Below are 20,681 nucleotides of genomic sequence, written 5' to 3'. Positions count from 1 at the left end.
AGGGGACGGAGGGGATTAAGTCGTTTGTGCACAAACGACTTAATCCCCTCCGTCCCCTTTTCTCAGGCGGTGCGCGCCAGTGCCAGCCGCAGCAGGCGCGCGTCCAGGCGTTCGACGAAATCCTTCGGTGCCTGCAGGCCCATGCGCTGCAGGTACACCGCATCGCCGTCGCCGGCCGGTTGCCGTAGTGCTGCCCAGACGGTACGCAGCTTGTCGCCGCGGGTCTGCGTATTGGCCTTCAGCCACGCCAGCGCTTTCACCAGCACCTGCTCGATCTCGTTGAAGTCACTGCCCAGCGGATAGTCCGGCAGGCTGCCATCGGCGCGGAACGGGGCCAGCGCCGCTGTCAGCGCCTGCGGCGTATTGCGCTGCTGCCGCTGCGGATCCGGTTGCGCGACCGCCAGCAGTTTGCGCGAGGCGTGCGCCTGCTGCAGCAGGCCGCCCTGGAACGGGGCCTCGGTGATTGCGGTCATCGCATGCACGCAGTCCTCGTCGGTCAGTCCGCGCAGGTCGGCAATGCCGTATTCGTTGAGGTAGATGTCGCGCAGGTGGCGCGGAATGGTGGTGTGCCCGTAGTTCCAGCGCACGTTGGATTCGCGTCGGCCCTTGTCATCGCGCGCGGCGCGGAACATCAGCACGCTGCGGGCTTCCGGCAGGGCATGTGCCATCGCCACGAAGTTGTACTGGCCGCCCACACCGGATACCACGCGTCCATCGTCCAGCGCGTCGGACACCGCCGCGCCCAGCGCGGTGGCCATCATGCAGGAGTTGAAGAAGCGCGCATGGCGGCGCTGCAGGCGTTCCAGCGTTTCGTTGCCGCCGTACAGCTGGTTGATCTCGCTGATGCGGCGCATGCCGATCGCACGGCACTCGTCCTCTGGCAGCGTGCGCAGCCACTCGTAGAATTCCGGCGAGCCCAGGTAGAACGCGCCGTGCAGGTACTCACCTTCGGCCGCCAGTGTGGCGTGGTCGATCGACAGCGTGCTGCCGTTTTCGATGCGCTGCATCAGCGCCAGGTCATCGTGTACCTTGCGCTTGATCACCCCGGTCTGCACCAGCCTGCGGAAGCCCTCGTTGAGCATCTCGCTGCAGCCGTACAGGCCCACTTCGAACGGGTCCACGCCGCCGATCTCCTGCACCAGCGGGTGGCTGGCCAGCTGCGGATCCAGCGCGTGCAGCACGCGGCGGTAGCGCGCGTTGTCGGTGTGGCGCAGCACCAGCGCATGGCTGAGCGCGTCGGCCAGCGTACCGATGCCGATCTGCAGCGTGCCGCCATCGCGCACCAGCGTGCTGGCGTACAGGCCGATGGCGTAGTCGGCATCGCCGACCGGCTGCCGCGGCAGCCCGAACAGCGCCGGGTACGGCGGCGGTGGGGTGATCACCAGATCGAAGAATGAGACATCGACCGTGGCCGAGCCGCCCAGGTAGGGCAACTGGGGATCGATCTCGGCAATCAGCAGCGGACGCGGCAGGCCACGTGCGGTCATCGCGTCCAGCGTGTCCTGGGTGATGTCGTTGTTGCACGACAGGGAAAGCCGGCGGTCGTTCGGGCGCATCGCCACTTTCTGCACGATCACCTGTGGCGCGCGCTGCGCCACCGCATCGGCGGCGTGGGTGTAGTTCAGGCTGGTATAGCTGGACTGCGCCTGGCGCGACCCGAGCAGGGCGCCGGACTGCATGTAGAACTCTTCCACCTGCACATGTGCAGGCAACGCGTCGCGCGCGATCGCATCGGCATAGGCCAGGCGCGGGAAGTCGTCGCCGAAATGGCGCTGCGCGAACGGTGCCAGGAAGCGGGCTTCCAGGCCGTTGCCCCGCGCCTTCGGCGGATTCAGCGACAGCGCGGTATACAGCTGCAGCGGCCGCGACGGATCGTGCTCGACGCGCGCGTAGAGGGCATTGAGCAGCCGATGCGGCTTGCCCAGTGCCAGCGGTGCCCCGATCCGCAGCGGCCCGTCCACGCGCGCAAACAACCAGTCGACGGCGGCGTCCAGGTCGGTGAGGTGTTCGGTCATGCGCGGCGGTCCTGCGTCGGGGGAGTGCGGGCATTACAGCATGTCGGGCTTGAACCGCCGTCGACGCGAGACTTCCGCGCCGGCCACCATGAACTGCCCATCGCCGCGGTAATGCACCGTGCGCGGCAGTTTCGGCCGGGGCGCAACATGGGCGTGCACGATTTCCCAGATGAACAGATTGCTCGCTGCCACCTGGCTGTCGTCGTACAGGCGGCATTCGAAGCACGAATGGCATTGGCCGACGAGTGGCGCGCCGACCTCACGCGCGGGCAGTGCGTCGAGCCCGAAACGGGCGAACTTGTCGACCTCGCGGCCGCTGCAGTTGCCGATGTCCACCACGGTATCGAGCAGCTCCACCCCGGGCACGTTGATCACGCACTCGCCGCTGCCGCGCGCCAACGCGTGGCTGTGGTTTGCGTCCCACAGGTAGGTGGCGACCAGTGAAGGCGAGAAGCCCATGACCATGTGCCACCCCATCGTCATCAGGTTGCGCTGGCCGCCCCATGCCGTGCTGACCAGCACGATCGGGCCGGGTTCGAGGAAGCGGCGGGCCTGCTCGACCGGGAAATCCTTCTTCGGCAGTGCTTTCATCCGGGGCCAGGGGCGGGAGGAACCGATGCTGGCGCAGCCGGGATGAACCCGGAGTCGAGGGGCTTGACAGGCAGTTCGATTACGCGCGTAATCAATCTGTCGATTACGGATGTAAACCATGACCCCGATCAGCGAAGCCGAAGCCGTCGTGATGGAGGTGCTGTGGCAGCAGGCACCGCGTAGTGCCGATGACGTGGTGGCCGCGCTGGCCCATCGCGACTGGGCCGAGCCGACCATCAAGACCCTGCTCAACCGCCTGCTGACCAAGGGCGCGATCACTGCCGAGCGCGATGGACGGCGTTACCTGTACCGGCCGCTGCTGCAGCGACAGGCGTGGGTGGAGGCGCAGAGCCAGGACTTCATCGGCCGTGTCTTCGAAGGGCGCGTGGCGCCGCTGGTCGCGCACTTCAGCGAACGCGGCCAGCTGAGCGCGCAGGACATCGCCGAACTGAAGAAGCTGATCCAGGAGCTGGACCATGACTGAGCTGCTCGACGGACTGTGGCGGGCCAGCTTGTGGCTGGCCGTGGGTGTGGCCCTGCTGGCGGTGCTGCGACCGCTGCTGGTGCGGTTGGGGGGCGCTGGGCTGGCCTACCGCAGCTGGTGGCTGCTGCCGCTGCTGCTGGTGGCCCTGACGCTGCCATTGCCACAGGTTGCGGTGTTGCAGCAGGTACCCACGCTGCCGCTGAAAGTGATGCCCGGTGCCCTCGATGCCCTGAGCGGGCCCTCGCTGCCATGGGCCGGGCTGTTGTTCGCGCTGTGGGCATTGGGCGCGGGCATCCGCCTGTTGCGCGACCTGCGCGCACAACATCGTTTCGAACGGAGCATGGGCCCACTGACGCCGCGCACCGATGGCAGCTGGCAGGCCAGCGGCGATCCCGGCTTGCCCGCGCTGGTTGGCCTGTGGCGCCCACGCATCGTGGTTGGTCCCGACTTCGACCTGCAGTTCACCGCACAGGAACAGAGCTTGATCCTGCAGCACGAGCGCAGCCATCACCGTCATGGCGATCACTGGGCCAACGGTGCGCTGCTGCTGGTGCGCGCGGTGTTCTGGTTCCACCCGCTTCTGCCGTGGGCTGCGGGCCGCTTCCTGCGCGACCAGGAACTGGCCTGCGATGCCCGCACCATGGCCCCGCAGCCGGCGCTGCGCGGCCTCTACGCCAGCACGCTGCTGAAGGCGCAGCTGGTCCACCCGGTTGCGCCCGCGGTCTGCCATTGGCGCAGCCAACCCGTGTTGAAGGAGCGTATCGCCATGTTGAAGCAGTCCAAGCGGAAGGCATTGCCGTGGGTGTCCGGGCAGGTGCTGGTGGTCGGGTTGTGTGTGGGCATGGGCGCGGTGGCATGGGCCAGCCAGGGCGGCGCGGCCGGGAGCCCGAGGATCGGTGTCGAGCCGTACGCAACGGCGGAAGAAGGTGCGGCCAAGGCTGGGCTGGACCGTCCGATCCAGATCGACAGGATGCCACCGCCGTCCTATCCAAAATCCGCGTTCGAGCAGCGCCAGGTAGGCGTGGTGAACCTGCGCGTGGAGGTGGATGCGCAGGGGCGTCCCAGCGATGTCCGCGTGCTCAGTGCCACCAATCCGGGCGTGTTCGATGCGGTGTCGATCGCTGCGGCACGCAGCTGGACCTATCGGCCGGCGATGAAGAACGGTAAGCCGGTTGCAGCGGCGGTGAAGATTCCGATCACGTTCGCCATGGACAACACCGAGGACACCCAATGAAGTCCGCTGCGCTGATCATGGCGGCAGCGCTGCTGGTGGGGTGTGCGAGCCAGGACCGCCTGACCACGGTGGATACCCGCAGCGAAAATGTCGGCCACCAGCGCCTGCAGCCGCAGGCGGGCAGCGGCGGTGGACAGCTGCAGGTGTATTCGCTGGGTGCGACCGAAGGCTACCGGATGCCCCAGCTGTACGCGGCACCAGACCCGGAGGTTGGCGATCGTGACCCGCGCGCGGAACTGGCGCCGACCACGATCTGCCTGCAGGTGGTGGTTGATGCCAATGGCGCCGTGGAGCGAAGCCTGCCATTGACCGATCGTCCGGAGTGCGCGGCAGGTGCTGCGGGCGAGAATGCGCCCCTGCTGCAGGCTGCCCAGGAAGCCGTGGCGATGTGGAAGTACTCGTCCGCAGCGGTCTGCCACTTCGCGGCGGGCAAGGTGCCTGCCGACCGCGGTGACTGCCGGGGCGCCGAGCGCGTCGAGCCGGTAGCGGTCACCCTGCAGTACGCCTTCACGTTCGAGATCGTGAAGGGCCAGCACGTGGTGCGGATGCAGGGAAAATGAACGCTCGCGGTCCGTGATGGAAACCGATGGCGCCGGGCTCTGCCCGGCGTACGTCAGGCCCCGCCCTGGATATTGGCCTTTACCGCAGGCTGCATCAGCTTCGGTTCTTCCAACGTCGCATCGCGGGCCTGGCGCACGCTGACGAACTCCGCCTCGGCCACGCCGTCGTGCACGTGGATGTTGTGCGCGCGCTGTTCACCGATGGTGGTTTCGTTGGCGAAGTCGCGGCCGCCCGGGCCGTAGTCGTGGCAGACGAACACGCGGGTGGCATCCGGCAGGGCCAGCAGGCGCTGGATCGAGCGGTACAGCTGTGCGGCATCACCGCCGGGAAAGTCGCAGCGGGCAGTGCCGCCGTCGGGCATGAACAGCGAGTCGCCAGTGAACAGCGCATCGTCGATCAGGTAGGCGATGCTGTCGCTGGTGTGGCCGGGCACGGCGATCACCTGGCAGCGCAGTTCGCCCAAAGTGAAGGTCTCGCCGTCGCTGAACAGGTGGTCGAAGATCTCATCGGCGCCCGGAAGCTGCAGGCCATAGCGTGGCGCAAACGTCGCCTGCACCGCCCGGATGCCTTCACCGATGGCCAGCGTGGCCTGCGGAAAGCGCTGCTTGAGCCGGCGCCCGGCCGACACATGGTCGGCGTGGGCATGCGTCTCCAGCAGCCAGCGCAGCTGCAGGCCCTGTTGTTCGATGGCCTGCAATGCCGCGCGCAGCGGTGATTCGCTGCTGGCGTCGGTGTCCGGGTCGTAGTCCAGGACCGGATCGATCAGCGCCGCCTCGCCGCTGGCCGGGTCGCTGACCAGGTAGCTGAAGGTGTTGCTGTCACGGTGGAAGAACGACTGCACCTGGACCGGCATTGGAGCTCTCCTCAGCGCGTGCCGAGCACGCGGTTCAGCAACTGCGCCAGGTTTTCACCGGCCAGCCGCAGCTGCGCTTCGGCCAGCGGCCGGTAGCGCTCGGTGTACTCGTCACCGATTTTACGCGAGGCCGGATAAACGCCAGGTTGCATGGAGATGCGGCAGCTGGCCTCGGCCCAGGCCTGCGGGTCGCGCTGCGGGTTGGACTGGCGCGCCAGCTTCGGTGCGCGCTGGCTCTGCAGCACCGGCAGGTAGCCGGCATCGTCCAGCTTGCGGGTGTTGAGCATGCCGCTGTCCCACAGCGAGTGCAGGTTGGTACCGCGGTTGCCGAACTGCAGCTGGAAATCATTGCCGCCCTTGTCGTGGGCGTAGCCGGCGTGCATCGGCTGGTGGATGTCGCCGACCAGGTGCACGACGAACTTCAGCGCCTGCAGGCGCTCGCCGTCAGTCAGGCTGCGGTCGCCCAGAATGGCGCTCTGCGCCTTGAGGGCTTCGACGATGCAGTTGCCGTTCCTGCAGTGCTTCGGTGCTTCGTAGTGGCAGTCGTCTTCGGCAATGTTGACGTAGTGCCAGCCGGCCGAGCGACGGCCCAGACCCGGGTCCTTGGCGCGCAGCTGGTCGGCCCAGGGCGCGATGCTGGCCAGGGTGGCGTCCGGTTCGGTGGCCAGCAGGCGGTCCACTTCGGCGCGGGCGGCGGGGGTGAGGCGGGCGTCGGCGACTTCGGCGACAAGGCGGTGGCCTTGCGCGCCCCAGGCATGGGCAGGGGCGGAGACGGACAGCAGGGCCGGCGCCAGGGCGGCGGCGAGGAACAGGGAGTGCAGGGCTTTCATGCGCCCATTCTAGCGGGGTAGGTGGATTGAAGAGCGGCGCGTTCCTGTTCCGAAGTGGAAGCGTAGAGGGAGGGGCGGCGGGACACGCCGTAAATCCGTCCTTGGAGGCTCGATGGCGCCATCCATGGCGCCAACGGTCCCACCGCCCCTCCCTCTGCGCTCCCCTCCAAACATGGCCGCGAAGGCGGATGCAAACGTCAAATGCAACATCAAAAACAAATGCAGGATCAAAATCGGCCTCCTGCAATTACAGGCAATCACTGCGCCTCGGATGCACGGGTTCTGCTCTTGCCTTTGCTTGAGCTGGTACGCACGCGGTGATGGGAAGGGGCAAGGCGGGGAGCGGAGCCGGGACCGTTGGCGCCATGGATGGCGCCATCGAGCCCCCACGGATGGGTTTACGGCGTGTCCCGGCTCCGCTCCCTGCCTTGCCCCAGCTCCGGAACCGCTTCAGTCCCAGGCACAAAAAAGCCCCGGCAATTACCGGGGCAACATGCTGCGAGGGTTCTGCGTGTAGCGGGGGAGCGGGGGCGAAGCCCCCGCGCCCAATACACCGCTTTAGAACTTGAAGACGTACGAAGCGCCGTAGACCAGCGGATCGATGTTGACCGTGCCGATCTTCTCGCCGTTCAACTTCACCTTGCTGTCGATGTCGATCCAGCGCATGTCCACGCGCAGGGCGCCCTTCTCGCCGATCGCGAAGTCCACGCCGGCGTGTGCGGCCAGGCCCCACGAATCCTGCAGCTTCAGCTTGCTGCCGGCCAGCGCACCCGTAGTGTCTTCGCTGAAGAAGGTGGTGTAGTTCAGGCCGGCGCCGACGAACGGCGACACCTTGCCCTTGCTGTTGAAGTGGTACTGCAGGGTGACCACCGGCGGCAGCTGCTTGGTGCTGCCGACGCGGCCCAGGCCGTTGATGTTGATGTCGTGCTTGAACGGCAGCGCGGCCAGCACTTCGATGCCCAGGTTGTCGGCGATGAAGTACTCGCCGGTGATGGTCGGCTTGACGTCATTGTCGACGTCGACCTTCAGGGTGCCGCCGGCCAGCCAGCCGTTGTTCGACTTCGGCGCCACCTGGTGCACGCCGGCCGAGACGGTCCAGTCGCCCTTGGACTGGGCCATGGCCGGGGTGGCGGCGAGCGACAGGGCGGCGGCCAGGCTGGCCACGATCAGGGGGGAGGTCTTGCGCATGGGGGTGTTCTCGTTGCTGGGTGGATGGCGACAGTCTCGGCCTCACGCCGCGCTAACGCTTTGATCCGGATCAAATCCTGTCCGTGGGCCGGCCGGCGGTCCCGGCTGGCCCACGGTGGCCAGCGGCGGTTTGCTAGACTTGTGGGCCCTATCCATCCCGCCGCACCTGTCGCGGCCGCAGGAGCTTGAGAAATGGCAATCAAGGTTGGTATCAACGGTTTCGGTCGCATCGGGCGTAACGTCCTGCGCTCGGCGGTGCTGAACTTCGGCGACGACATCGAAATCGTGGCCATCAACGATCTGCTGGAGCCGGACTACCTGGCGTACATGCTCAAGTACGACTCCGTGCACGGCCGCTTCAAGGCCGACGTGGCGGTGCAGGGCAATGACCTGCTGGTCAACGGCAAGAAGATCCGCCTGACCCAGGAACGCGACCCGGCCAACCTGAAGTGGGATGAAGTCGGCGCTGATGTGGTGCTGGAAGCCACCGGCCTGTTCCTGACCAAGGAAACCGCGCAGAAGCACATCGATGCCGGCGCCAAGAAGGTCATCATGTCGGCCCCGTCGAAGGACGACACGCCGATGTTCGTGTACGGCGTGAACGACAAGACCTACGCCGGCCAGGCGATCATCTCCAACGCTTCGTGCACCACCAACTGCCTGGCCCCGCTGGCCAAGGTTATCAATGACAAGTGGGGCATCAAGCGCGGCCTGATGACCACCGTGCATGCGGCCACCGCCACCCAGAAGACCGTCGATGGCCCGTCCAACAAGGACTGGCGCGGGGGCCGTGGCATCCTGGAAAACATCATTCCCTCGTCCACCGGTGCGGCCAAGGCCGTCGGCGTGGTCATTCCGGAACTGAACAAGAAGCTGACCGGCATGAGCTTCCGCGTGCCGACCTCGGACGTGTCGGTGGTCGACCTGACCGTCGAGCTGGAAAAGGAAGCCACCTACGCCGAGATCTGCGCCGAAGTGAAGGCACAGAGCGAAGGCCCGCTGAAGGGCATCCTGGGCTACACCGAAGACAAGGTGGTGGCCACCGATTTCCGCGGCGAAACCTGCACCTCGGTGTTCGACGCCGATGCCGGCATCGCCCTGGACGGCACCTTCGTCAAGCTGGTGACCTGGTACGACAACGAGTGGGGCTACTCGAACAAGTGCCTGGAAATGGCCAAGGTCATCGCCGCCAAGTAAGGCCGGCGTAGATCGCAGACGAACCCCGGCCTGGCCGGGGTTCGTCGTTTAAGGGGCCCACCCTGTCGTAGCATGGGGCGGTCGACCGCTGCCGCTGTGGCGCGGGAACGCAATGGAAGCACGCAATGGAAGCACTGATCGCACTGGTCGTATTGGTCCTGTTGGCCATCCCCCTGCTGCTGGTGGTGGCGCTGGTGATGATCTCCGGCCTGCGCCGCCGCGTCGCGGCGCTGGAAAGCGCGATGGCCGCCGCGCCTGCCACCGCCAGGCCGGCCGCCAGCGCGCCCACGCCCGAACGGGCTGCGGCCACGCCCACGGCCAGTGCCGATCCACCGTTCCTGCGGCCGGTCGCCGCTGCTGCGCCGCACCCCCCGCAGCCACCGGTGCGCGAAGCAGCGCCGACCGAGGCGCCTGTTCCCCGACCTGCTGCGCCACCGCCGGTGCCACCGGTGCCGGTGCAGCCGCCGCTGCCTTCCGAGCCGGCACTGCCCAACGTCATCGAGCGCGGCATCAGTGCGGTCAAGCGCTGGTTCACCGAAGGCAACGTGCCAGTCAAGATCGGCATGCTGGTGCTGCTGGCCGGTGTCGCGGCGCTGCTGAAGTACGTCAGCGACCAGGGCTGGCTGGTGTTGCCGATCGAGCTGCGCCTGGCCGGCATCACCGTGGGCGCGCTGGGCCTGCTGGCCTTCGGCTGGCACCAGCGCGAGCGCCGGCGCCTGTTTGCGCTGGCCTTGCAGGGCGGTGCCATCGGCGTGCTGCTGCTGACCATCTTCGCGGCCTTCAAGCGCTTCGACCTGATTCCGCCGGGCTTCGCCTTCGCCAGCTCCATTGCCCTGGTGGCCGGGCTGTGCGTGCTGGCGGTGGTGCAGAACTCGCGCACGCTGGCCGTGCTGGGCATCCTGGCCGGCTTCATGGCACCGCTGTGGCTGTCCACCGGCAGCGGCAATCACGTGGGGCTGTTCAGCTATTACGCGGTGCTCAACGCAGGCATTTTCGCCATCGCCTGGTTCCGCCCTTGGCGCGCGCTGAACCTGCTGGGCTTCGCCTTCACTTTCGGCATCGGCACCTTCTGGGGCGTGCTGCAGTACGTACCGGACAAGTTCAGCAGCACTGAGCCGTTCCTGCTGTTGTTCTTCGTGTTCTACCTGCTGATCCCGCTGCTGTACGCGCGCCGCCAGCCGGCCGGCCGGCGCGATCTGATCGATGGCAGCCTGGTGTTCGGCGCGCCGCTGGTCGCATTCTCGTTGCAGGCAGGCATGCTGCACGAACAACCGATGACGCTGGCACTATGCGCGCTGGGCCTGGCCGCGATCTACGCGGTACTGGCACGGGCGCTGATCGCACGTGCGTCGTATACCATGCTGGCGCAGTCGCATGCCGTGCTTGCGGTGGGCTTCGCCACGCTGGCGGTGCCGCTGGCCTTGTCGGCGCGTGCCACCGGTGCCGTGTTTGCGCTGGAAGGTGCAGGCCTGGCCTGGTTGGGGCTGCGCCAGAAGCGCTGGCTGCCGCAGGTATCCGGCGCGTTGCTGCAGATCGGCGCCGCATTCGCCTTCGTTGCCGGTGGCGACCACTGGCACGAAGACCTGCGCTTCCTGATCAACCCGACCGCCATCGGCGCGCTGTTGCTGGCCCTGGCCGGCTTCGCGTCGGCGTGGAGCTACCAGCGCAGGCCACGTCATGAGGTCGCACTGGTGTACTACCTGTGGGGCCTGCTGTGGTGGCTGGGCGGCCTGGTCCATGAGATCACGCGCTTCTTCCCGTACCGCACCGAAGTGGACGCGTTGCTGGTGCTGGCCGCGGTCACTGCCTGGCTGGTGGCCGAAGTGCAGCGTCGCCAGCCGGCACGTGCACTGGGCGTGACCGCACTGGCCATGCTCGCGCTGGGCTTCCCGCTGGCCCTGGTGCAGAGCGATGCACACCACCAGCCGTTCGCCGGTTATGGCGCGCTGGCCTGGGCGGTGTTCGCGGTGCTGGGCGTGCGGACCCTGCTGTGCCTGCGCCAGGGCGGCGATACCGTGGCCCGCATCGCGCAGTTCCTGTGGTGGCTGCTGTGGCCGTCGCTGCTTTCGCTGCTGGCCCTGTGGGGCGGTGGCGAAGCCGATCTGGCGCAGGGCTGGACGACCCTGCTGGTGACCTTGCCATGGCTGCTGATGGCGGCACTGTCGCTGTGGCGCTGGAATGCGCTGCGCTGGCCATTGGGACAGGCCTTCGACAGCGTGCGCGTCCCGCTGCAGTGCGTGCTGTTCGGCCTGCTGTCGATCGGCTGGCTGTTGGGCCAGCTGCTGCCGGGCGACGCTGCACCGCTGTTGTGGCTGCCGGTGCTGAATCCGGCCGAGATCGGCCAATGGTTGAGCCTGCTGCTGCTGGCGCGCTGGCTGTACGGCGATCAGCAACCGCAGGCACCGCAGGCATTGCTGAACATCCGCATGCCGCTGCTGGCACTGGCGGCCTTCGTCGCACTGACCAGCCTGGTGCTGCATGGCGTGCACCAGTGGGGTGGGCTGGCATGGAACGCGTCGATGATGCGCTTCAGCCTGGCCCAGACCAGCCTGACCGTGTTGTGGAGCGTGCTGGGCGTGATTGCCTGGGTGTGGGGTTCGCGTCGTGGCCAGCGTGTGCTGTGGATGGTCGGTGCCGTGCTGATGGGCGTGGTACTGGCCAAGCTGGTTATTGTCGATCGCCAGCACCTGGGCAACCTGCTGGGCATCGCATCGTTCATCGCCTACGGCCTGCTGTGCACGGTCGTGGGTTATCTGGCACCGGCTCCGCCGAGCGTGGCGCCGACCGTGGAGGAAAAGCAATGAGGAAGTGGAGCAGGGCGCTGCTGCCGGCGATGTTCGGCATGCTGGCCGCCGTCGTGGTGCAGGCGGCTGATTACCGCACGCAGTATGCCGAGCAATGGCCGCTCACATTGTCCAGCGCGCAGTCCGGTGCCTACCGCATCGTGCTGGAGCCGGCGATCTACCGCCGTGCCGTGAGTCCCGACCTCAGCGACCTGCAGGTGTTCAATGCAGCCAGCCAGCTGCTGCCGTCGGCACTGCTGGCGCCGGACCAGCCGCTGGCGCAACCGCCGGTGCAGCGTGAACTGCCGTGGTTCGTGCTGCCACCGCTGGCCGATGCCCAGCGCAACGATCTGCAGCTGCTGACCGAGCGTGATACCGATGGGCGCGTGCGTCGGGTCGAAGCACGGGTGAGTGGCGGGGCGACGGCGAACGGGCAGGGCGGCTGGCTGATCGACGCCAGCATGCTCGACCAGCAGCCGCTGGCGGCGCTGGTGCTGGACTGGGCCGACAGCGGCCAGCCGCTGCAGGCGCAGGTTCAGCTGGATGCCAGTGATGACCTGCAGCACTGGCGATCGATGGGTCGCGACGTGCCGCTGGTGGATCTGCAGCGCGCCGGCAAGCGCCTGCTGCAGCGCCGCCTGCAGGTGGACGGCACTGCACGCTACCTGCGCATCCTGGCGCAGGGCGACTCGCGGTTGCCGACCCTGCGCGGCGTGTTGGCGGAACTGCCGCCAGCGCCGGCCACGCTGCCGTGGGAATGGCTGTCGCTGGAGCCGACGTCGAAGGGCAAGGGCGAATACACCTTCGAGATGGATGGCCGGTTCCCGGTGGCGCGCGCCGATGTGGCCAGCACCGACAACAGCCTGGTGCAATGGACGCTGTTCAGTCGTGATGACGAGAGTGCCGAGTGGCAGCGCCGCAGCGCGCCGTGGATCGCCTACCAGGTGCAACAGGGCACGCAGGGCCAGCGCCAGCAGTCGGCGGCGCAGCCGCTGGGCGGCGTGCACCGCGACCGCTACTGGAAGCTGGTGGCGAATCCGGCGGAATCTGCCACTGCGCCGACGCTGCGCCTGGGCTACCAACCCGAAGTGCTGGTGTTCCTGAGCCAGGGTGCGGCGCCCTACGCACTGGCGGTGGGCAGCGCGACCGCGCGCCGCACGGACGCGCCGATCGGGGTGTTGATCGAGGAACTTCGGCAGCGCAACGATCCGTCGTGGCAGCCGACGCTGGCGCGACTGGAAGGCAGCCCGGAACCGCTGGCGGGCGACGCGGCGCTGAAACCGCAGCATGACTGGAAGTCGTGGCTGTTGTGGGCGCTGCTGGGTCTGGGCGTGCTGGTGGTGGGTGGCCTGGCGCTCAGCCTGCTTCGGCAGAAGCCGACGCCTTCGGCGTAGGTTCCGGCGAACGGCGCAGCCCCTCGTGGGTGGCTGCAAAGCGCGATCCCGGGGATGGGCCGAGCGGGTGGGCTGGGCAGGGGACGCCGTGAATCCGTCCCTGGAGGCTTAGCCGCGCCATCCATGGCGCGGATACCCCTGCCCAGCCCACCCGCCCGGCCTCTGACAGTTTCCGTGTGCGTCCACCCACGGAAAGAAAAAAAGGAGAGCAAAAGCTGCTTGGCTGGGCGCTCTTTGTAGAGCCGAGCCCACGCTCGGCTGCTGCTCGCGGTAGACCCAGCCGAGCATGGGCTCGGCTCTACATTAGTTTCTCCGACATCAGAAACCGCTCTTGCTCCTGCCTTTGCCATCCGCTCCGCCTCATGAACCTGTCAAGGCCGGGATGGTGTGGGGTGGCAGGGGTGTGAGCCGCATGGATGCGGCGACCAAGCCCCCATGGACGGGTTTACGGCGTCCCCTGCCACCCCACAGCACCCCGGCTCACCCTCAGCACCAAGAAGCGCCAGCGCTTTGGCTGTTGCAGTTCGCTGTTGCCGTACGCCTCTGCCTGCCGCAGGCATCGCCACCCGATACAATGGCCGCCTGCCGTAGCCCGGCATCCCGTCCCTGAGCCAAAGAGTTGCCCATGTCCATCGTCCGCATGACCGACCTCGACCTCTCCGGCAAGCGCGTGCTGATCCGCCAGGATCTGAACGTGCCGATCGAGAATGGCCGCATCACTTCCGAACAGCGCATCACCGCTTCGCTGCCGACGCTCAAGCGCGCGCTGGAGCAGGGCGCGGCAGTGATGGTCACCTCGCACCTGGGGCGCCCGAAGGAAGGCGTGTGGAGCGAGGCCGACTCGCTGGCGCCGGTCGCCCAGCGCCTGTCCGAGCTGCTCGGCCGCGAGGTTCCGCTGGTGCGTGACTGGGTCGACGGCGTCGACGTGCAGCCGGGCCAGCTGGTGCTGCTGGAAAACTGCCGCATGAACGTCGGCGAGGGCAAGGACGACGAGGCCCTGTCGAAGAAGTACGCCGCCCTGTGCGACGTGTTCGTGATGGATGCCTTTGGTACCGCACACCGCGCGCAGGCCTCGACCCATGGCGTCATCCGCTTCGCCCCGGTCGCGGCCGGTGGCCCGCTGCTGATGGCCGAGCTGGACGCGCTGGCGCAGGCGCTGGACGCACCGGCCAAGCCGCTGCTGGCCATCGTTGCCGGCAGCAAGGTCAGCACCAAGCTGGAACTGCTGGCCAACCTGGTCGGCAAGGTCGACCAGCTGATCGTTGGTGGTGGCATCGCCAACACCTTCATCGCTGCCGCCGGCTACAAGGTCGGCAAGTCGCTGTATGAGCCGGACCTGCTGGACACCGCGAAGAAGATCGTGGCCGATGCCAAGGCGCGTGGCGCCGACATCCCGCTGCCGGTCGACGTGGTCACCGCCAAGCAGTTCATGCCGGACGCTGTTGCCGAAGTGAAGGCGGTCGACGCCGTCGCCGAGGACGACCTGATCCTGGATATTGGCCCGCAGACCGCTGCGCAGTACGCGCAGCTGATCGGAAAGGCCGGCACCGTGGTCTGGAACGGCCCGGTCGGCGTGTTCGAGTTCGAAGCCTTCAGCAAGGGCACCGAAGCGCTGGCCCGCGCCATCGCCAGCTCGCCGGCATTCTCCATCGCGGGCGGTGGCGACACCCTGGCGGCGGTCGACAAGTTCGATATCGCCGGGCAGGTCAGCTATATCTCCACTGGCGGTGGTGCGTTCCTGGAGTTCCTGGAAGGCAAGACCCTGCCGGCCGTCGCCGCGCTCGACGCGCGCGGCGCATGAGTGCCGACCGTAGCAAGGATGTCCTGTTCTTCGACCTCGACGGCACGCTGATCGATTCGCAGGTGGGCATCACCGCCTGCATCGCCTATGCGCTGCAGAAGATGGACCATCCGGTGCCGCCGCAGGAGACGCTGCTGGGCTGGATCGGTCCGTCGCTGCGCACCACCTTCGCGCCGCTGTTCGTCGAACCGGCACGGGTGGAACAGGCGGTGGGCTACTACCGTGAGCGCTTCGACGTCGAAGGCTGGCGTGAACACACGGTGTACCCGCAGGTGGAAGACACGCTGCGCACGCTGCATGGCCGTGGCCACCGCCTGGCGGTGGTCACCGCCAAGAACGAGCCGCATGCGCGCCGCATCCTTGCGCACCTGCCGTTTGGCGGGCTGTTCGAGGAGATCATCGGTTCGACCCTGGATGGCTCGCGCAGCCACAAGCCGGAGCTGGTCGGGGAAGCTCTGCGCCGGCTGCAGGTGCAGCCCGCACAGTGCTGGATGATCGGCGACCGCCGCATGGACATCGAAGGCGCGCGTCACCACGGCCTGCGCAGCGTGGGTGTGCTGTGGGGCTTTGGCGGTGAGGCGGAACTCACCGCGGCCGGCGCTGGCCAGCTGGCACGCGAACCGGCGCAGCTGGAAACGCTGCTGGCCTAGCTTCCTGTAGCGCCGAGCCGATGCCCGGCTGCTCCGGCGAGTGGCCAGCCGGGCATGGGCTCGGCTCTATGGAATGCCCTGCGCCAGCGTATGTCCGGACAATGTCCGTTGCATGACCTGCGGAGTCAGGCAGCACAAGGCTGTAACCGTATACATGCGGCGTGAAGGATGTGCTAATTTCCGTTCTTTAACGGGAGAGGCCCATCCACCATGTTCGAGCGTCAGCGTCGCACCAAGATCCTTGCCACCCTCGGTCCGGCCACTGATCCGCCGGGCGTGCTGGAGGATCTTTTCCGCGCCGGCGTCAATGTGGTGCGCCTGAACTTCAGCCATGGCGATCCGTCCGGCCAGGCCAAGCGTGCTGCCGAAGTGCGCGCCGCGTCGGCCCGCGTGGGCGTGGAAGTGGGCATCCTGGCCGACCTGCCGGGCCCGAAGATCCGCATCGAGCGCTTCGCCGAAGGCAAGGTGCAGCTGAAGGCGGGTGACCGCTTCGACCTGATCGCCAGCGAGAACGCCGGCCCGGGCAACGCCAGCCAGGTGGGCGTGAGCTACCTCGGCCTGCCGCAGGACGTGGGCCCGGGTGATGTGCTGCTGCTCGACGACGGCCTGATGCAGCTGCAGGTGGTGGAAGTGCAGGGCGAGCGCATCGTCAACACCGTGCTCAACGATGGTGTGTTGTCCGACCGCAAGGGCCTGAACAAGCAGGGCGGCGGCCTGTCGCTGGGTGCCCTGACCGAGCGCGACAAGGAACTGATCGGCATCGTTGCCAAGATCGGCGTGGACTTCATCGCCGTGTCGTTCTGCCGCAACGCGCAGGACATGAACGACGCGCGCGACATCGCCCGCTCGCACGGCTGTGATGCCGCCCTGGTATCGAAGATCGAGCGCACCGAGGCGATCGAGAACCTGGAAGAAATCGTCGAGGCCAGCGACGTGGTGATGGTTGCCCGTGGCGACCTTGGCGTGGAAATCGGCGATGCCGAGCTGCCGGGCCTGCAGAAGAAGATCATCAAGGCCTCGCTGGCGCAGAACAAGGTGGTGATCACCGCCACGCAGATGCTGCAGTCGATGGTGGAAAGCCCGATCCCGACCCGCGCCGAAGTGCTGGACGTGGCCAACTCGGTCATCGACGGTACCGACGCGGTGATGCTGTCGGCGGAAACCGCCGCCGGTGCCTACCCGGTCAAGGCGGTGGAAGCGATGGCACGCATCTGCCTGGGTGCCGAGCGCCAGTTCCAGACCGAGACCGATTTCAACGCCTCGCCGCGCAACCTGGAACGTGCCGACCAGGCAATTGCCATGGCCACCATGTTCCTGTCGCAGCATGTGGGCGTGCGCGCGATCGTGGCCATGACCGAATCCGGCGGCACCGCGCGTTACCTGTCGCGTTTCCGCGCCAAGGCGCCGGTGTTCGCGGTCACCCGCCACGACGGCGCGCGTCGCCAGATGGCGCTGATGCGCGATGTGTTCCCGATCAACTTCGACAGCCGCGGCCTGACCCCGCGTGAAGCGGCGCGCGGCAGCATCCGCCTGCTGGTCGAATCGGAACTGCTGCAGGCCGGTGACCGCGTTGTGTTCACCAGCGGCGAGCACATGGAAACCCATGGTGCCACCAACACCCTGCGCCTGCTGGAAGTGGGCGAGGATGGCCGCGCCATCGGCCTGGGCGATCTGTAAGCCCTGACGGTCGGGTCGGCGCTGCCGATCTGGGGTCAGAGCCCTGAAGGGATCTGACCCCGTACTGACCAGGGGTCAGATCCCTGAAGGGGCTCTGACCCCATGCCGCAGGACATCCTTTGTCCTGCGTAGACGTGGAAGCGTTTCCATCCTGTCCTCCACGGCGAGGCAACGGGCAGCAGGGCTATACTTACGTTTTTCCCGCACCCGCCACAGGAAATACATGAGCATCGAACAGCTGGCTGAAACCGCCCAGGCCATGGTCGCCCCGGGCAAGGGCATCATCGCGATCGACGAATCCACCGCTACCATCGCCAAGCGTTTCGCCGGCGTCGGTATCGAGAACACCGAGGAGAACCGTCGCGCCTACCGCGAGCTGCTGCTGACCACGCCGAAGCTCAACGAGCACATTTCCGGCGCCATCCTGTACGACGAGACCATCCGCCAGTCGACCAAGGACGGCGTGCCGTTCGCCAAGTACATGGCCGACCACGGCATGATTCCGGGCATCAAGGTGGACAAGGGTGCGCACCCGCTGGCCGGCTGCCCGGGCGAGCTGGTGACCGAAGGCCTCGACGGCCTGCGCGAGCGCCTGCAGGAGTATTACAAGCTGGGCGCGCGCTTCGCCAAGTGGCGTGCGGTCATCAACATCGGCGAGAGCATCCCGTCGGGCACCTGCATCGAGTCCAATGCCCATGCGCTGGCCCGCTATGCAGCGCTGTGCCAGGAATGCGGCCTGGTGCCGATGGTCGAGCCGGAAGTGATCATGGACGGCGACCACGACATCGAAACCTGCTACGAAGTCACCGAAGCCACCCTGCGCTCGCTGTTCGACGCGCTGTACCAGCAGAACGTGCTGCTGGAAGGCACCATCCTGAAGGCCTCGATGGTCATCTCCGGCAAGGACTGTGAAGAGCAGGCCGATGTCGAGGAAGTGGCCGAGTCGACCGTGATGTGCCTGAAGAGCACCGTGCCGGCGATCCTGCCGGGCGTGGTGTTCCTGTCCGGTGGCCAGAGCGACGAGCAGTCCACCGAGCACCTGAACGCGATGAACCAGCTGGGCAACCTGCCGTGGCCGCTGAGCTTCTCCTACGGCCGCGCCATGCAGCAGGCCGCGCTGAAGCTGTGGGCCAAGGACATGAAGGGCAACTACGCTGCTGCCCAGAAGACGGTGTACGAGCGCGCCAAGGACAACGGCCTGGCCGCGCTGGGCAAGTGGAACGGTTGATCCGTCCCATCGCCGGATGAACAAGGCAGCGCCGGCATCACGCCGGCGTTTGCTTTTGCGGGTATCTTTTCCGCCCCCGCGTGCCCGGCCGGTATGCGGGAACCACATGGAAGGCCAAGGAGAAACAACATGCGTTTGGCAGCAATCACACTGGCCGTTGCCACGGTCCTGGTCGCCAGCGGTTGCAACCGCATCGGCGGCGGCGCGGACGCGGGCAAGGCCGCGTCACTCGATTTCGACAAGCCGGTATCCGGCGAGATCACCTCGCGCAGCGGCATCAACTACAACGACGGCAGCCACCACCAGCTCTACCAGATCAAGCTGGAAGACAAGCAGCTGGTCGGGCTGAAGCTGACCGGTTCGCTGAGCGGCTCGATCGCCGTGTTCAACAACGGCAGCCTGGTGGCCAGCAGCAACACCGGCTACGAGCGCGAAGGCGACGTCTCGGTGGCCTTCCGTGCCAACGGTGGCGGCACCTACCAGGTGGCGGTCAACGCCAACGGCTCGACCGACTACGGTCCTTACCGCCTGCGCGCCGAGAAGCTGGTGCCGTACGACGGCAAGCCGCTGGCGGACAGCGGCGAGATCGTCGACATGCTGGCCGGTGGTTCCCAGGACTACACCCTGCAGGTGGACAAGGCCGGCCTGTACGAGATCCGCCTGGTGTCGGATGTCTTCGATCCGGTGCTGAAGCTGTCGGGCCAGGGCGTGGATGCAGAGAATGACGATGGCGGCGACAGCACCAACTCGCGCCTGACCCTGTCACTGAAGCCGGGCAAGTACACCCTGACCGCGCGCGGCCTCGGCGACGGCGTCAGCGGCATGTTCACCCTGTCGGCCAACCGCATCGAGCTGCCCGGCAATCTGGTCGAGCGCGATGGCACGGCACTGCCGAAGTCGGGCAGCGTGTACACGATGCTCGACAACGATGGCCGTCGCCGCTTCCTGCTGTCGCTGGACCGCCCGGCCGATGTGCGCCTGGATGCGATTTCCAGCCAGGTTGATACCGTGCTGCGCGTGGTCGGTGGCGACGTCGAGCTGACCGACGACGATGGTGGCAACGGCACCAATTCGCGCCTGGAAGAGACCCTGCCGGCCGGTCATTACACGGTCGACGTGTCCAGCCTGAACAATGGCGCGGGCATGGTGGAAGTGCGCGTGCAGGTGGATGGCGCCAGCGCCGATGGGGCTGCGGCCTCGGCGGCACGCGCCGCAGCCGACGCAGCCGCCGTGGCCGATGACGCCGCCGCGGTGGAAGCTGCCAGCCGTTGAGCGTGACCCACGCCATGCGTGGCTGAGCACAACGGTGCAACGGAAAAGGCCGGGCACTGCCCGGCCTTTTTCTTTACGTCGCGCACCGGGATTCAGTGCGCGGCGGCAAAACCCGCATCGCCCAGGGGCGGCAGCATCGACCCGCGCGGTTCGCTGTCCGCGCTTTGCCCGGCGGCGCTCAACGCCTGCTGGTAGGCCTTGGCCGTAGCGGTATTGAACGCCACCAGCACGATGCGCATCGGTTGCGCATGGCTGCGCTGCCACGCCAGCGTTTCGGTCACTGCGATCTGCGCCGCCTGGTACAGCGGATAGCCATAGACGCCGCAGCTGATCGCCGGGAACGCGATCGACTGCACGCCCAGCGACTCGGCCAGCTGCAGCGACTTCCAGTAGCAGTTGGCAAGCAGCGCCGGTTCGTCGCGCTGGCCGTCATGCCAGACCGGGCCCACCGTGTGCAGTACATGGCGCGCCGGCAGCGCATGGGCGCTGGTGGCGCGCACTTCGCCCGTCGGGCAACGCACGCCCGGGCGCAGCTCCGGCAACTGCGCGCACTCGGCCAGCAATGCGGGGCCGGCCGCGCGATGGATCGCGCCGTCGACACCGCCGCCACCGAGCAGTGTTTCGTTGGCCGCGTTGACGATCGCATCCACCGCCAGGGTCGTGATGTCACCCTGCCAAACCTCGATCTTCATGCGTCCGTCTCCTGCCTGTGAGGTGATCCGCGCAGCATCTGCGCCGGCTGTTCCCACGGTAGGGGACAGGGCATCGATACTGCGTCATGACCGTCTCACGCGCTGCGATCCGACGGCCTTCACGCACGATGGCGGGCGACGCCTTCACGCAGGCTGAAGCAGAACGGGGTCAGATCCTTTCCCGCATGGGAAAGGCTCTGACCCCTGTCGCTGATCCACGCGGGTGGGGTC

General features: G+C 67.3%; 17 protein-coding genes. 11 read left to right on the top strand and 6 right to left on the bottom strand.

Features of this window, described 5'->3' with window-relative positions:
* Positions 1-62: 62 nt before the first annotated feature.
* A complete protein-coding gene (locus VG561_RS07985) occupies positions 63-2,015 on the bottom strand; it encodes an acetyl-CoA hydrolase/transferase C-terminal domain-containing protein (protein ID WP_262093316.1) in 1,953 nt (650 codons plus the stop codon).
* A gap of 33 nt (positions 2,016-2,048) precedes the next feature.
* Positions 2,049-2,606: a flavin reductase family protein gene (locus VG561_RS07980; RefSeq protein ID WP_241887121.1), complete on the bottom strand. Its 558-nt coding sequence runs from the start codon at positions 2,604-2,606 to the stop codon at positions 2,049-2,051.
* Positions 2,607-2,724: 118 nt separating this feature from the next.
* On the opposite strand from VG561_RS07980, the gene VG561_RS07975 reads away from it, so the two are divergent.
* Genes VG561_RS07975 through VG561_RS07965 form a run of 3 tightly spaced genes read left to right on the top strand, consistent with a single transcriptional unit; the run spans position 2,725 to position 4,884 of the window.
* Positions 2,725-3,090: a BlaI/MecI/CopY family transcriptional regulator gene (locus VG561_RS07975; protein WP_014648244.1), complete on the top strand. Its 366-nt coding sequence runs from the start codon at positions 2,725-2,727 to the stop codon at positions 3,088-3,090.
* Positions 3,083-4,324, top strand: coding sequence for a TonB family protein (locus tag VG561_RS07970; protein ID WP_241887069.1), 1,242 nt, complete (start codon positions 3,083-3,085; stop codon positions 4,322-4,324). Before VG561_RS07975 ends, VG561_RS07970 begins: the two co-directional genes overlap by 8 nt.
* A complete protein-coding gene (locus VG561_RS07965) occupies positions 4,321-4,884 on the top strand; it encodes a hypothetical protein (RefSeq protein ID WP_032962142.1) in 564 nt (187 codons plus the stop codon). Before VG561_RS07970 ends, VG561_RS07965 begins: the two co-directional genes overlap by 4 nt.
* Positions 4,885-4,937: 53 nt before the next feature.
* On the opposite strand, the gene VG561_RS07960 is transcribed toward VG561_RS07965, so the two are convergent.
* The 3 genes from VG561_RS07960 to VG561_RS07950 form a co-directional block, all read right to left on the bottom strand.
* Positions 4,938-5,738 (bottom strand): MBL fold metallo-hydrolase, encoded by an 801-nt coding sequence (locus tag VG561_RS07960; protein WP_014648241.1) that lies wholly within the window; start codon positions 5,736-5,738, stop codon positions 4,938-4,940.
* Positions 5,739-5,749: 11 nt separating this feature from the next.
* The gene (locus VG561_RS07955) at positions 5,750-6,568 is read right to left on the bottom strand and encodes a S1/P1 nuclease (protein WP_049406223.1); all 819 of its coding nucleotides are present in this window, start codon (positions 6,566-6,568) and stop codon (positions 5,750-5,752) included.
* A gap of 558 nt (positions 6,569-7,126) precedes the next feature.
* The gene (locus tag VG561_RS07950; protein WP_262093315.1) at positions 7,127-7,756 is read right to left on the bottom strand and encodes an OmpW family outer membrane protein; all 630 of its coding nucleotides are present in this window, start codon (positions 7,754-7,756) and stop codon (positions 7,127-7,129) included.
* A gap of 192 nt (positions 7,757-7,948) precedes the next feature.
* On the opposite strand from VG561_RS07950, the gene gap reads away from it, so the two are divergent.
* The 8 genes from gap (at position 7,949) to VG561_RS07910 (ending at position 19,758) form a co-directional block, all read left to right on the top strand.
* The gene (gene gap / locus VG561_RS07945; RefSeq protein ID WP_005414333.1) at positions 7,949-8,953 is read left to right on the top strand and encodes a type I glyceraldehyde-3-phosphate dehydrogenase; all 1,005 of its coding nucleotides are present in this window, start codon (positions 7,949-7,951) and stop codon (positions 8,951-8,953) included.
* A gap of 125 nt (positions 8,954-9,078) precedes the next feature.
* Positions 9,079-11,757: a DUF2339 domain-containing protein gene (locus VG561_RS07940; protein ID WP_414611922.1), complete on the top strand. Its 2,679-nt coding sequence runs from the start codon at positions 9,079-9,081 to the stop codon at positions 11,755-11,757.
* Positions 11,754-13,130 (top strand): DUF3999 domain-containing protein, encoded by a 1,377-nt coding sequence (locus VG561_RS07935; RefSeq protein ID WP_032962132.1) that lies wholly within the window; start codon positions 11,754-11,756, stop codon positions 13,128-13,130. Before VG561_RS07940 ends, VG561_RS07935 begins: the two co-directional genes overlap by 4 nt.
* 625 nt (positions 13,131-13,755) lie before the next feature.
* On the top strand, positions 13,756-14,931 hold the full coding sequence (locus VG561_RS07930; RefSeq protein WP_014648236.1) for a phosphoglycerate kinase: 1,176 nt from the start codon (positions 13,756-13,758) through the stop codon (positions 14,929-14,931).
* Positions 14,928-15,581 carry an HAD hydrolase-like protein gene (locus VG561_RS07925; RefSeq protein WP_014648235.1) on the top strand — a complete coding sequence of 218 codons (654 nt, stop codon included), beginning with the start codon at positions 14,928-14,930 and terminating at the stop codon, positions 15,579-15,581. The genes VG561_RS07930 and VG561_RS07925 overlap by 4 nt, the downstream gene beginning before the upstream one ends.
* 210 nt (positions 15,582-15,791) lie before the next feature.
* On the top strand, positions 15,792-17,258 hold the full coding sequence (pyk, locus tag VG561_RS07920) for a pyruvate kinase (RefSeq protein ID WP_032959168.1): 1,467 nt from the start codon (positions 15,792-15,794) through the stop codon (positions 17,256-17,258).
* Between the two features lie 223 nt (positions 17,259-17,481).
* The gene (locus tag VG561_RS07915; RefSeq protein ID WP_014648233.1) at positions 17,482-18,486 is read left to right on the top strand and encodes a class I fructose-bisphosphate aldolase; all 1,005 of its coding nucleotides are present in this window, start codon (positions 17,482-17,484) and stop codon (positions 18,484-18,486) included.
* Between the two features lie 129 nt (positions 18,487-18,615).
* A complete protein-coding gene (locus VG561_RS07910) occupies positions 18,616-19,758 on the top strand; it encodes an ABC transporter substrate-binding protein (protein ID WP_262093313.1) in 1,143 nt (380 codons plus the stop codon).
* 92 nt (positions 19,759-19,850) lie between these two features.
* On the opposite strand, the gene VG561_RS07905 is transcribed toward VG561_RS07910, so the two are convergent.
* Positions 19,851-20,450, bottom strand: a complete 600-nt coding sequence (locus tag VG561_RS07905; RefSeq protein ID WP_014648231.1) for an O-acetyl-ADP-ribose deacetylase — start codon at positions 20,448-20,450, stop codon at positions 19,851-19,853.
* Positions 20,451-20,681 lie beyond the last annotated feature (231 nt).

Origin of the sequence: Stenotrophomonas sp. CASM110 (assembly GCF_049384345.1) — a bacterium.
Taxonomy (GTDB): Bacteria; Pseudomonadota; Gammaproteobacteria; order Xanthomonadales; family Xanthomonadaceae; genus Stenotrophomonas; species Stenotrophomonas muris.
Note: the sequence above shows the minus strand (reverse complement) of the source record. Positions and strands in the feature narration are given on the sequence as shown.